The following is a 12,402-nucleotide window of genomic DNA, read 5'->3' on the forward strand; positions in this document are numbered from 1 at the left end:
TTGGTATAGATGCTAGAGATGACAATCCAAGTGATGCAAAATACTTTAGTAGCATTGAAAAATGTATAGATGAATTTGCAAAATATTATATGACAAATAGATATTTAAATCCTAAAAGCGGAAACTATTATGGTAGCAATGTAGGAAATAAAAATCTAGGCTGTAATGTTAAGTATGCTTCAGATCCTTTCTGGGGAGAAAAAGCATCTAGCTTTATGAATGAAATGGATGTTTATTTATCTTCTCAAGGTAAAGGAGATGATTATAATAGATATAAGATAGGAATGGTTAATAAATTATCAGATGTAAAAGATAGCCAAGGAATTAGTTTATATAATGCATATAAAGGACATGCGGTTATTGTGTCTGACAATAGAGGCGAAGTTGTTGAAATAAATCCTGATAGAATAACTCCACTAAATGTTACTAATCCAATTCCAGGAAGTTATAGCTGGGGTATGAAGGGGTATATAACTAAAGGTAATATAGATATAATAAATCAACAAAATTCTAATATAGTTGTAGATACAATAATAGGTGTAGATAGATATGAAACAGCGGCAATGATATCTGATAATCAAAACTATACTACAGCAATAATTGTAAATTCAGATAAAACTTTAGCAGATGGACTTAGTGCTAGTGGATTATCAGGAGCTACTAATGCACCCATACTTTTAACTCAAAAAGACAATCTACCTAAGGATACAAAGGAAAGACTTGAAGGTGTAAATAAAGTTTATATTGTAGGAGATACAGAGGTTGTAAGTAAATCAATAGAAGATGAATTAAAATTAAATAAAATAGAAGTAATAAGACTTGGTGGAGCTACTAGAGTTGAAACTAGTTATGAAGTTTATAAAGAAATACAGAAAATAAATCCAGATATAGATAAGGTATTTTTAGTAAATGGATACATAGGTGAAGCCGATGCTATGAGTGTATCACCTGTAGCAAGTCGTGATGTAGCTCCAATAATATTAACAGATGGTAAAAATACATCGTTTACTACTAACAATGTAGAAAGTTATGTTATAGGGGATAATGGTGTTATGAATGAAAGTATAGTTCAAAAAACTAATGCAACAAGATTAGGAGGGATAGATAGATTTGCTACTAATAAATTAGTTATAGAAAAATTCTATCCAAATACAAATGAATTCTATATTTCTAAGGGATATACACTAGTAGATGCACTTACAGTATCTCCATTAGCTAAAAATTACCCAGTTGTCTTAGCTCATAATGGTAGTGATAAATCTGTAGTTAAAAATGCTACAAAGCTTATTCAGGTAGGAGGAATGGATAAAAAAATTATGGACGAATGTATACAGGCTACTAAATAACTATTAGTATACAAGTTAAATCTATCATAGAATATAATTAAGACCTAGTGTTGAGCTAAATAATTAATAAAGCTATCAGCAGGATATATAACCAAAGAAGTACTGCCTATAATTACAAAATCAACATTTCTTATATGATATATAACATTAAAAATATAAAATATATTGTGCTTTTATATGAATATAAAAGCACAATATTATTTATACTAAAAGTATCTTGTTAATAAGTATATAAATGAAAGGAAATATGATTATGAAAACTACAATAATAGTATCAAATCCAAATGAGAATTCTTTTAGTAAAAGTATAATGGATAAAGCAGTTGAAGGACTTAATAAAAAACAAAAATCATATGAAGTAATTGATTTGTATAAAGATAAATTTAATCCTGTAATGAATGATAAAGAAGTAAAGCTTTATGCACAAGGAAAAAGTGATGATGATTTAGTAATAAAATATCAAGATATACTTAAACAAAGCGACGAATTAATACTAATATTCCCGATATGGTGGAATAATGTTCCTGCGATACTTAAAGGATTTTTTGATAAAGTATTCATAAAAGAGTTTGCATTTACAGACGAAAATAATAGACCTAAGGGGCTTTTAAATAATATAAAGAGTGGACTTTGTATAACTACATCAGAGTCAGATACAGATTATATTAAAAATGAGCTTGGAAATCCTATTGAAGAAACTATTATAAAAGCAACTTTAAATGTTGCTGGTATGAGTAACTTCAAATGGATAAATAATAATTTAGCAAATGATAATGAAAAAGATAAAGATGAGTTTCTAAAGAACATAGAAAATTATTTTACTAAATAAAGTAACCAATAAACAAAATATTTGAAAATATATAAGGACTGTAGATAAATGAAAAATATTTATCTACAGTCCTTTATAGTATAAAACGTATTTAATTTCTTTAGCCTGATTTATTATAAAACATTGTAATTCATAAAATTATGACAATTTATCATAAAAAATTCCATTTTCGTATTATATATAATATAATATATATATATAATGTAGGGACAATTAGGAGGAATTATGCTGGGGAAAGAAGAGTATTTAAATATAATTTTAGAAAGTCCTGTACCATGCATGTGGGTTAGTTTAGAAGGATATGAAAATAATAAAACACATAGTATGAGTATTTTAGGCTGTAATAATAAATTACTAGAGGTAAGTAATAAGCAAATTAGGGAAATTTATCAATACAATTTGGATATGAAAAAATATATAAAGCTATATGCAACAATGGAAAACACTGATGGAAATAAGAAAATTACATTAGTAGATTTTGTAGAAATACTAGGAGCTTTTTATCAAATAGATGTAATTCAAATAGACAATAATATTTATGTGATTTGGTTTACTAAAAAAATAGAGATAGATAAAAATATTCAGATTTTATTAGATAAAATGGAAATGTATTTATGGTTTAAAGATACATTAGGTAGATATATATATATGAACAAGGGGTTAGAAGAATATCCAAATGCTACACCTGAGAATATGATAGGGAAAACTGATTTTGAAATATTTCCAGAGGAATTAGCTAATATATTTGTTGATGATAATAAAAAATTATTAAATGGAGAAAAAGAGTATATAGATTCTGTAATGTTTTATAACAAAAGGTGTTATGATGCATTAAGTCATGTGGTGAAAGATGATAAAGGTGATATAGTAGGAACAGTAGGAACTTTTACAGATGCATTAAGTGACAATGAGTATAGAAATGATAAGATATCTGATGCGAACATGTTACATTTGATAAGCGACACTATACCAGATAGTATATTTTTTAAAGATTGTAAGGGAATGTTTAGACACTGTAATAAAGTTTTTGCAGAAAGTAGAAATTTAAGAAAAGAAGATATTATAGGAAAGACAGAGAAAGATATAAATACACCAATTAAGAAAATAAAAAAATATGAAAATGAAGAAAAAGAGATACTATTATCAAAAAAATCTTCAATATCAAATAGTTCAGAGATATGTAGTGATGGAAGAGTTAAATATTTTGAAACAATAAAGGTACCTTTTTTAGATAGAAATCAAATGGTAGGCGGAGTATTAGGTATATCTAGAGATATATCTCATAGAAAAGAAGCTGAACTTGAATTTGAGAGACTTAGAATGGAGTTTTTTGCTAACTTGTCTCATGAATTTAAAACGCCTCTAAACCTGATTTTCAGTTCAATTCAATTAATTGAATATATGATAGATAAAGGAGAAAGTATTGAAAAATATAGCACTTATACTAAGCTAATTAAGCAAAATGGATATAGAATTTTAAAAATGGTAAATAATTTAATAGATAGTACAAGGCTTAGTTCAGGTTGTTTAGATTATATGCCACAAAATTATAATATATTTGAGTTTATTGAAAATATGTGTGAATCAGTGCAGTATTATGCAAATGAGGAAAATATAGAATTAATATTTGATACTAATTTAGAAGAAAAAATTATGGCTTTTGATTTAGAAAAAATGGATAGAATAATGCTTAACCTACTTTCTAATGCTATTAAATATAATAAGGAAAATGGGAAAATAGAAGTTAGTTTAAATTTTGAAGAAGAAGATTTATATATAAAAGTAAAAGATAGTGGTATTGGTATACCAAAAGATAAGCTAGATGATGTATTTAAATTATTTAAGCAAGTTAATAATAGAATAACAAAGTTAAGTGAAGGTAGTGGTATAGGGCTATCAATAGTTAAGTCATTAGTTAATTTACATAACGGAACTATAAGCGCATATAGTGAAAAAGATGAAGGTAGTGAATTTGTAATAAAGATACCTATAAGTATGTGTGAAGAAAAAGAATGTGAGAAAAAAACTTTTAAGTACAATAAATATGTAGAAAATATTGATATAGAATTTTCTGATATATATACTTCAATAAAAGTATAGGTATTATAAAATTAACAGGAGAACGTTATGAGAATAACTAATGATAAAGAAGAAATAAAAGAATTAATAAATAAATCCGACATGGCACTAATATATTTTAGTGGGGAAAATTGTGGTGTATGCAGTGTTATAAAAGCAAAGGCTGAAGATATTTTAAAAAGATATCCAAAGATAAATAGTATAGAAATAAAAACTGAAAAATCATTAGAAATAGCAGCAGAGTATAGTATTTTTACTATACCAGGAATACTTGTTTATGTAGATCATAAAGAAACAATAAGGGAAGCTAGATATATTAGTGTTGAAGAATTAGAAAAAAAGATAGATAGATATTACAATATGGTTTTTTAATATTTTATGAAATTTATATATAAAACAAATAGGCTATCAAATTTTGGTAGTCTATTTGTTTTATTTTATAATGCTTAATCATATATATTATCGATGGTTTATTTTGAATTTTGGTAAATCAGCAAGGAGGTATTATTATGACAAGTCAAAGAGACTTAAGAATTAACCAACTTAAATACATGATAAAATATACAGAAAATATTATATATTATAGTATACATCCACATCAAAAACATTATTATAAAAATCAACTAACATATCTAAAAAGGCAATTAGAAGAATTACAAAATCAGAAAAATAATAGTGAAAAAACTACAGACAGAGAATTTACTTTAGAAGAATTAGCTCAATATGATGGAAGCAAGGGAAAAGATGCTTATATTGCAATAAATGGAGTTGTATATGATGTTAGCTATGAAGCATCGTGGGGAGGCGGAACTCATGCTGGATTAGTAGCTGGAAAGGATTATACAAAAGAATTTACATATTGTCACAATTCTAAACTTAACTTTATTAAGGATTTACCAGTAGTAGGTAAGTTGAAAGAGTGAGGTGATAAAATTTGAAAAAGAAGAGATGTGCGTTGAAAGATAAGGATGGTATTACAATTTCTTTAATAGAAAGAACGATAGAAGAAATAAAAGATAATAACGTTAAAAAAATTAATGTTATATGGCTGGAAACATCAGGGTGTGCAGGAGAGATAATTTCATTCCTCAATGCAAGAGATCCTGATGTTATGTATTTTTTAAAAGAAATGGTGAATTTAAAATATAGTAACAGCTTAATGGCATCTGAAGGAGAAAGAGCATATGAACAATTTTTAGAAACTTTAAAATCTGAATTTATACTTTTAGTTGATGGTGCAATACCTATTAAAGACAATGGATTATTTAATGTAATTGCTAAATATAAAGGAAAATCAATAACAGCTATGGAAGCTGTAAGTATTGCAGCAAAATATGCTAAGTATATTATATCTGTTGGAACTTGTGCATCTTATGGTGGCCCAACAGCTGCAAACCCAAATATTTCATTAGGTATTGGAGTTTCTGATTTTTTAGATTTGTTAAATAAAAAAATTATAAAAATTCCTGGATGCCCTGCTATTCCAAGTACAGTAACAGCTACAGTGGCGAATCTTATATACTTTGGAGAACCTGAGCTAGATGAAGATGGTAGACCTATAGTGTTTTATGGGTATACCATTCATGACAATTGCCCTCGTAGAAGTTATTTTGATAACAAGCAATTTGCAGAAAAATTTGGAGAGCCGGAATGTATGTTTAAGTTAGGTTGTAGAGGTCCTGTTACAAAAACATATTGCCCTATAGGAAGGTGGAATAACACAGACAATTGGCCTATAGGAAACAATACAACTTGTATAGGTTGTGCTGCACAAGGATTTCCAGATACTATGCAACCAACTGTTAGATATTAGGAGGTGATGTTATGGCAAAGATTGTTATAGATCCAGTTACAAGAGTAAGTGGGTTTTTAGAAATAGAAGTAGAGGTAGAAGATAATAAAGTAATAGATGCAAAATGTAGTGGAATGCAGTTTAGAGGATTTGAGAAAATGCTTCAGGGAAGATTTCCACTTGATGCAATAAGATTAACATCAAGAGTATGTGGTATTTGTTCAACTCACCATACTCTTGCTTCAACTCTTGCACTAGAGCAAGCACTAAATATTGTTCCAGATGAGAATGGAAGAATCATAAGAGAAATAACTAATGGTTTTGAATTTTTACAAAATCATTTGAGGCACTTTTATCAATTTAGCATACCAGATTATGTAGACCTACCAAATATAAATCCAATTTATAAAGATTATAAAAGCGATTTTAGATTACCCAAAAACATAAATGATAAAATAAGCAAAGATTATGAAAAATCCCTTTTTCAAAGTAGCAATGCTCATAGAGCATTAGCAGTGCTTGGAGGAAAAGTACCACATAATCATGGAATATTTGTAGATGGAACAACTACTGATATGAATATAAAAAAGTTTCAGGAAGTAAAATCATTGTTAAGTGAAATAAAAGAATTTATAAGCAATAATTTAATTGAGGATGTATATAACATATCTAATTATTATAGTGATTATTTCAAAAATGGTATAGGATATGGAAATTTAATGGATTATGGTTTATTTGATAATTATAAAGATTCCTCAATGAGGTACAGTGACTCAGCTATATTAATAGATAATGTCAAATCTAAAGTAGATATAAGTAAAATAACAGATTGTGTAACTCATGCTTGGTTTAATGCAAATAATGAAGTATTAAATCCAACAGACCAACCACCAAGTCCAAATCCTTATAAAGATAATGCTTATAGTTGGGTTACAGCACCTAGATATGATGGAAAGCCTATAGAAGTTGGGCCATTAGCAAGAATGATTTTAAGTGGAAATTATAATAATAGAATTTCTACAATGGATAGAATAGTAGCAAGAGCATTAGAAGTAAAAAAGATCTGTGAAATTTTAGAACAACTTTTAACTATTGTAAAATTAGGAAAAGCAAAACAAGAACAATATGAGATGCCAGACAAAGCAGAAGGAGTAGGTCTTACAGGTGCTTCAAGAGGAGCATTAGGTCATTGGATATCTATTGAAAATAAGGTTATAAAAAATTATACAATGATAACTCCATCAGCATGGAATTTATCACCTATGGATGGCAATGGCGTAAAGGGAGTTTTAGAAAAATCACTTATTGGAATTGATATACAAGATGTTAAAAATCCAGTTGAAATAGGAAGAATAGCAAGATCATTTGATCCATGTCTTACTTGTGCAGCTCATATAACTAGTGATAAACATTCTCCTTTTACTATAAAGATAGTATGATTAAAGTCTTTGCAATAGGAAATATACTTTTATGTGATGACGGTGTTGGAGTTAAAGTTGTAGATAAAATAAAAGATGAAATAAAAAGCCTTAGTGAAGATATAGAAGTTATAATAGGTGAAACAGATTTTATGTATTGTTTAATAAATATTGAAAAAGAAGATTTTGTAATAATAATTGATAGTACTTATCTTGGGATTGAGCCAGGGAGCATTACAGTCTTTGATTTTAAAGAGTGTGATAAATTTGTGGGAGATTTAAGTACACAACATGAAGAAAGTCTTTTAAAGATACTTCGTATGAATTATAGAGAAGTAAAAGGATGTTTAATAGGTATAGAAGTAGATGTAGTTGATTATTCATTAAAATTATCAAATTGTTTGAGTGAGAGGTTTAATTGTATCTGCAATGAAGTATTTAATCAAATAAAAGATAGGTTAAAAGAGAAGAAGTTGGGTGAGTAAAATGCATGAAGTATCAATTGTATACGACACTATAAAAATGGTAGAAAAACATAGCCAAGAAGCTAATATAAAATTAGTTGATAAAATTATATTAAAAGTAGGTGAATTTACTTGTGTTCAAGAAGATTCACTTATATTTGCCTTTGAATCTTTAAGCAAAAATACAATATGTGATAGTGCAAAACTTATTATAGATAAGGTAGATGCAAAGGCCTATTGTAAACATTGTAAAGAGGAATTTTCTATAGATTTTATGAATAAAACTTGTCCAAAATGTAATAAGTATAGTAATAACATAACATCAGGGTATGAACTTATACTATCAAGAATAGAGGGGGAGTAACTTATGAAACAGATAATGATAGAAAAAGATATATTAAAAAATAATAATGAGATAGCGAAAAGAAATAAAATAATTTTTGATGATAAAAAAATATTTACTATAAATTTATTAGGATCTCCTGGTGCTGGTAAAACATCAATACTTGAAAAAATAATAAAGAATATAAAAAAAGAATTAAAAATGGCTGTTATAGAAGGGGACTTGTATACTGCCAAAGATGCAAAACGAATAGAAAGTCATGGAATTGAAGTAATTCAAGTTAACACTGGAGGAGGATGCCATTTAGATGCATCTATGATAGAAAAATCTTTAAACCATATAGATATGAAAGAATTAAATTTTTTAGTTATAGAAAATATAGGAAATTTAGTTTGTCCAGCCTCTTATTATTTAAGCGAAGATATGAAAGTTGTTGTTATGAGTGTAACAGAAGGGAATGATAAGCCACTTAAGTATCCTTCAATATTTCAAAAAGCTTCTGTTGTTATATTAAATAAAATTGATATGATAGAGCTTACGGATTTTAATATTAAAGAGTTTTATAAAGATATATATTGTTTAAATAAAGATATAAAAGTATTTGAAGTATCATGTAGGCAGGAAAAAGGAATAAATGAACTTAGCCAATTTTTCATTAGTAAAATAAAAAATAAAAAGAGTGGTTTATAATAAAATGAAAGGAAAGCATATTATAGTAAAAGTTATAGTACAAGGAGTTGAGTTTAGGCCATTTATATATAATTTAAAACATAACCATCTTTCTATAGCTAAAATAGAAGAAATTAAAGTGAAAAATAAAGACATAAATAAATTGCATAGAATATGTTAATTATAAATGTGTAACGAGTGTTACAGGTTAATTAAATAAAAATATATATAATATAGATATAAGGCATACATGAAACATTTAGTAAATAGAATTACAGTGTGATAAAAAGTGCTTTGTGAATTGTAAATATAACAAAGATTTTCAGAAAATTTCAGGACATAATAAAATTATATTAAGACAATAAAGGAGAATAGAAAATGAGTAAATTTTTAGCACCAATACACACGTGGCTTTTTAATAAAATAAAATTAGCACAAGATTTAGAAGAAAATATAGTGAAATTACACATAGATAATTACAATGAAGAAGCTTTAAAAGTACAAAAGCAAGCAATAAGCTTATATGGAAATTATATAGAAGATAAACCATTAGAAAATTTAATAGATGTAGACAATATACATGGATGGTTACAAGAAAGAATAAAAGAAGTGGAAAGTAGAAGTGCGTATATAATAACTAAATATTATGATATGTATAAACAAGAAAGTAAAACAATAACGCAAAGTGCATATGTAAATCAAGCAAAAGAATGTGTAAAGAATGAAAATAATAAAATTGATTCGCCAGAAAATGTATATATATCATTAAATAACTATATACTATCAGGAATGCCTTGTGATAGAGCAAACTCTGTAACACAGAGAAATGAAGACTACTTAGTTTATGAACAACATGGATGTATACACAAAGCTAACTATGAATTAGGAAAAGCAAACTTAGAATATATGTATGAACTTAGAGACTTATGGGTAAAAACATTTATAGAAAATTTAAGTACTAAATATATATATGAAAAGGAAAAAAATGAAGGTGTTGCTATTAACAAAATAAGAAAGGGATAGTTTAAATGAGCAATTACGGAAATTTGCAAAAGATTAAAGATGGAAAAAGAACTTATGCAATAACTCCACATATACCAGGAGGATTTGTACTTCCAGAAACGCTTATAAAAATAGCAGAAGTAGCTAAAAAATATAATGGTGTATTAAAGTTAACATCAGGTCAAAGAATACTTATAACAAACCTTAAAGAAGAAGATTTAAAAACTATATGGGATGAATTAGGAATGGAACCTGCTGTTAAAAACCAATATTCAGTAAAAAATGTTGAGATGTGCCCATCGAATTATTGTAAGCGTTCAAAATATCCAACTATAGGAATAGGTATGAAGATAAGTAAAAACTTCCACGGAATGGCACTACCTAACAGAACAAAAATAGGTGTGGCAGGATGTAGAAATGCATGTACAAGTGTTTATTCAAAGGATGTTGGGGTATTAGTAGATATAGATGGTAAGTTTTTTATAACTGCAGGAGGAAGTGCAGGGTTTTATCCAAGAAGTGCGGATATAATAACTAAAGGACTATCTGAAGAAGAAGCTTATAATTTAGTTAAAGTAATATTAGAATATTACAATGAACATGCCCAAATGGGTGAAAAGCTTGGTGATTTTATAGATAGAATAAATATAGATACATTTAGAAAAGATGTATTAAAAATATCAAATTTAAAGGAGTGTTTATAATATGATAACAAAGGATACTATAATAGCAGATATAATAAAAATAAATCCAAATGCAGCTCAAATACTTATGAGCTTTGGAATGGGATGTATAGGATGCCCATCAGCACAAATGGAAAGTTTAGAGCAAGCTTGTGAAATACACGGATTAAATTTAGAAGAAGTTTTAGCTAAGTTAAACGAAAAGTAATATTTAATATCAAAAATAAAAGAGTACCCATGTGGGTACTCTTTTCAGAGTGTAGAAAAAGTCTACGCTCTGAGAGTAAGAAATTTCTGCATCTATTTTTAGAATAAGTTTCTTTTATAACGAGTATAAAGGGTTCTAAGTTCTTTTATTTTTTCATTCATTTCAAGCTGAAGTAAGGAAGCAAGGTCAAAGTCTTTATTATCTAGAGCCTCTTTAAGTCTTGTAAATAGACATTTATTATCAAGACTATTTTTCATAAGATATAGTCTTAGGCTATTAATTTTTTCCCATCTAACTACATCAATATCAGTAGATTCGTTAGAATCATGAAGCTTTTTACATTCTCTTATAAAGTCAATATTATCATTTAGTAATCTTCCTTTGATTTCAGTTATCCACTTATCTAAAGTACTAGCGATAAATGAGTCAATTATTTTATCAGTTAATACATTATCATCTAATAGAACTTTCCTTTTATCTTTATATTCTATAAGGTTTTTGATATTTTCCCAAACTGTTGAAGGAGGTTTTGCGAATATAGCATTTCGCTCAGATTCTGTATAATGCTCAAATACATCATCTTCACTTCGATAGGCTCTATCGCGTTCTAGATAAAAGCTTTTATCTCCAGCATTTTTAGAAATTTCTTTTTCAAGTTCTTTTGTAGTTTTATTACTATCACTAACTGCTTTAATTCCATCTAGCATTCCTTGGTAAATAGTAGTTAAAACTAAATAGGTGTTTGAAAATGGGTTAGGTGATCTAACTTCGAATCTAGTAGCTAGTGGATTATCAATATCTCTAACAAGTCCTGCTAGAATAGATCTATTTCTAGAAGGTGTATTTACGTCAGTTCCTAGAGATGTAACTATACATACTGGAGCTTCAAATCCTGGTTTTAGTCTATTAAATGAATCATTTGATGAAGTAATAAATGGATTTATAACTTCATAGTTTTTAAGAATTCCCATTAAAGCTCCATATCCAATTTCACTTAGATAATCTTTTTTCATATCAGAAGGTGAGAATAGATTCTTTACTTTACCATCTTTTAGCTTAACTGCAACTCCAACGTGAGTATGCTCACCATTACCAGCAACTCCTTCAAGTGGTTTTGCCTCAAATGTTACTTCAAGACCATAGCTTCTAAATATATCTTCGATTAATTCTCTTACTATAATTTCGTTATCTGCTGATTGAAGAGCTGTATCGTATTTCCAATCTATCTCAAGCTGCTCCATTACATAATTTGATTTTCCGTTTATTCCGATTTTACTAGTTATTCCTCCAACTTCTTTATGGCCCATTTCAGGTTCTAGTCCATATTCTTGCATTAATATAAGAGTTTTTTCAAGAGCAGTTCTAACTATTCCTATAGTTTTTTTCCAGTATTGTTCTTTTAGTGTTTGGGAAGTAGAAAGTTTTTCGAGGTCAGCTTTATCATTAGGAGTTTTTACCCAAAATTCAAGCTCTGTAGCTGAAGTTAAAATTATTTTTTCTATTTCATCAACACTTTCTATTCCTATATTTTTAATAAGGTAAGGATTAGATTTAAATATGTCTAATAAC

At 27.7% G+C, this 12,402-nt stretch carries 15 protein-coding genes; 14 read left to right on the plus strand and 1 reads right to left on the minus strand.

Annotated features, from left to right (window positions below; translation table 11 throughout):
• The 14 genes from VLM92_RS08570 to VLM92_RS08635 form a co-directional block, all read left to right on the plus strand.
• A partial coding sequence (locus VLM92_RS08570) for a cell wall-binding repeat-containing protein (RefSeq protein ID WP_325275924.1) occupies positions 1-1,346 on the plus strand: 1,346 nt, incomplete at its 5' end.
• 253 nt (positions 1,347-1,599) lie between these two features.
• The gene (locus VLM92_RS08575; protein WP_325275925.1) at positions 1,600-2,175 is read left to right on the plus strand and encodes an NAD(P)H-dependent oxidoreductase; all 576 of its coding nucleotides are present in this window, start codon (positions 1,600-1,602) and stop codon (positions 2,173-2,175) included.
• 225 nt (positions 2,176-2,400) lie between these two features.
• A complete protein-coding gene (locus tag VLM92_RS08580; RefSeq protein ID WP_325275926.1) occupies positions 2,401-4,275 on the plus strand; it encodes a PAS domain-containing sensor histidine kinase in 1,875 nt (624 codons plus the stop codon).
• Positions 4,276-4,302: 27 nt separating this feature from the next.
• Positions 4,303-4,626: a thioredoxin family protein gene (locus VLM92_RS08585; RefSeq protein ID WP_325275927.1), complete on the plus strand. Its 324-nt coding sequence runs from the start codon at positions 4,303-4,305 to the stop codon at positions 4,624-4,626.
• 137 nt (positions 4,627-4,763) lie between these two features.
• The gene (locus VLM92_RS08590; RefSeq protein WP_325275928.1) at positions 4,764-5,177 is read left to right on the plus strand and encodes a cytochrome b5 domain-containing protein; all 414 of its coding nucleotides are present in this window, start codon (positions 4,764-4,766) and stop codon (positions 5,175-5,177) included.
• An 11-nt stretch (positions 5,178-5,188) separates the two neighbouring features.
• Positions 5,189-6,067, plus strand: a complete 879-nt coding sequence (locus tag VLM92_RS08595; protein ID WP_331681728.1) for a hydrogenase small subunit — start codon at positions 5,189-5,191, stop codon at positions 6,065-6,067.
• Positions 6,068-6,078: 11 nt separating this feature from the next.
• Complete coding sequence (locus VLM92_RS08600; protein WP_325275929.1) at positions 6,079-7,485, plus strand: nickel-dependent hydrogenase large subunit; 1,407 nt, start codon at positions 6,079-6,081, stop codon at positions 7,483-7,485.
• Complete coding sequence (locus tag VLM92_RS08605) at positions 7,482-7,949, plus strand: hydrogenase maturation protease (protein WP_325275930.1); 468 nt, start codon at positions 7,482-7,484, stop codon at positions 7,947-7,949. The genes VLM92_RS08600 and VLM92_RS08605 overlap by 4 nt, the downstream gene beginning before the upstream one ends.
• Position 7,950: 1 nt before the next feature.
• Complete coding sequence (hypA, locus tag VLM92_RS08610) at positions 7,951-8,292, plus strand: hydrogenase maturation nickel metallochaperone HypA (RefSeq protein ID WP_325275931.1); 342 nt, start codon at positions 7,951-7,953, stop codon at positions 8,290-8,292.
• A gap of 3 nt (positions 8,293-8,295) precedes the next feature.
• Positions 8,296-8,961 (plus strand): hydrogenase nickel incorporation protein HypB, encoded by a 666-nt coding sequence (gene hypB / locus VLM92_RS08615; protein ID WP_325275932.1) that lies wholly within the window; start codon positions 8,296-8,298, stop codon positions 8,959-8,961.
• A 4-nt stretch (positions 8,962-8,965) separates the two neighbouring features.
• Positions 8,966-9,121 (plus strand): hypothetical protein, encoded by a 156-nt coding sequence (locus VLM92_RS08620; RefSeq protein WP_325275933.1) that lies wholly within the window; start codon positions 8,966-8,968, stop codon positions 9,119-9,121.
• A gap of 197 nt (positions 9,122-9,318) precedes the next feature.
• Positions 9,319-9,963 (plus strand): hypothetical protein, encoded by a 645-nt coding sequence (locus tag VLM92_RS08625; protein WP_325275934.1) that lies wholly within the window; start codon positions 9,319-9,321, stop codon positions 9,961-9,963.
• A 5-nt stretch (positions 9,964-9,968) separates the two neighbouring features.
• A complete protein-coding gene (locus VLM92_RS08630) occupies positions 9,969-10,646 on the plus strand; it encodes an NAD(P)/FAD-dependent oxidoreductase (protein WP_325275935.1) in 678 nt (225 codons plus the stop codon).
• 1 nt (position 10,647) lies between these two features.
• The gene (locus tag VLM92_RS08635) at positions 10,648-10,833 is read left to right on the plus strand and encodes a DUF1858 domain-containing protein (protein ID WP_325275936.1); all 186 of its coding nucleotides are present in this window, start codon (positions 10,648-10,650) and stop codon (positions 10,831-10,833) included.
• Positions 10,834-10,931: 98 nt separating this feature from the next.
• Here the strand turns inward: VLM92_RS08635 and VLM92_RS08640 are convergent.
• Positions 10,932-12,402, minus strand: a 1,471-nt coding sequence (locus VLM92_RS08640; protein WP_325275937.1) for a glutamine synthetase, incomplete at its 5' end; no start/stop codon positions are given.

Source organism: Romboutsia sp., assembly GCF_035470145.1.
Lineage (GTDB): Bacteria > Bacillota > Clostridia > Peptostreptococcales > Peptostreptococcaceae > Romboutsia_D.

Coding starts and splice junctions, on each gene's coding strand:
- VLM92_RS08575 (WP_325275925.1), top strand. CDS start 1,600: ATGAAAACTACAATAATAGTATCAAATCCAAATGAGAATTCTTTTAGT.
- VLM92_RS08580 (WP_325275926.1), top strand. CDS start 2,401: ATGCTGGGGAAAGAAGAGTATTTAAATATAATTTTAGAAAGTCCTGTA.
- VLM92_RS08585 (WP_325275927.1), top strand. CDS start 4,303: ATGAGAATAACTAATGATAAAGAAGAAATAAAAGAATTAATAAATAAA.
- VLM92_RS08590 (WP_325275928.1), top strand. CDS start 4,764: ATGACAAGTCAAAGAGACTTAAGAATTAACCAACTTAAATACATGATA.
- VLM92_RS08600 (WP_325275929.1), top strand. CDS start 6,079: ATGGCAAAGATTGTTATAGATCCAGTTACAAGAGTAAGTGGGTTTTTA.
- VLM92_RS08605 (WP_325275930.1), top strand. CDS start 7,482: ATGATTAAAGTCTTTGCAATAGGAAATATACTTTTATGTGATGACGGT.
- hypA (WP_325275931.1), top strand. CDS start 7,951: ATGCATGAAGTATCAATTGTATACGACACTATAAAAATGGTAGAAAAA.
- hypB (WP_325275932.1), top strand. CDS start 8,296: ATGAAACAGATAATGATAGAAAAAGATATATTAAAAAATAATAATGAG.
- VLM92_RS08620 (WP_325275933.1), top strand. CDS start 8,966: ATGAAAGGAAAGCATATTATAGTAAAAGTTATAGTACAAGGAGTTGAG.
- VLM92_RS08625 (WP_325275934.1), top strand. CDS start 9,319: ATGAGTAAATTTTTAGCACCAATACACACGTGGCTTTTTAATAAAATA.
- VLM92_RS08630 (WP_325275935.1), top strand. CDS start 9,969: ATGAGCAATTACGGAAATTTGCAAAAGATTAAAGATGGAAAAAGAACT.
- VLM92_RS08635 (WP_325275936.1), top strand. CDS start 10,648: ATGATAACAAAGGATACTATAATAGCAGATATAATAAAAATAAATCCA.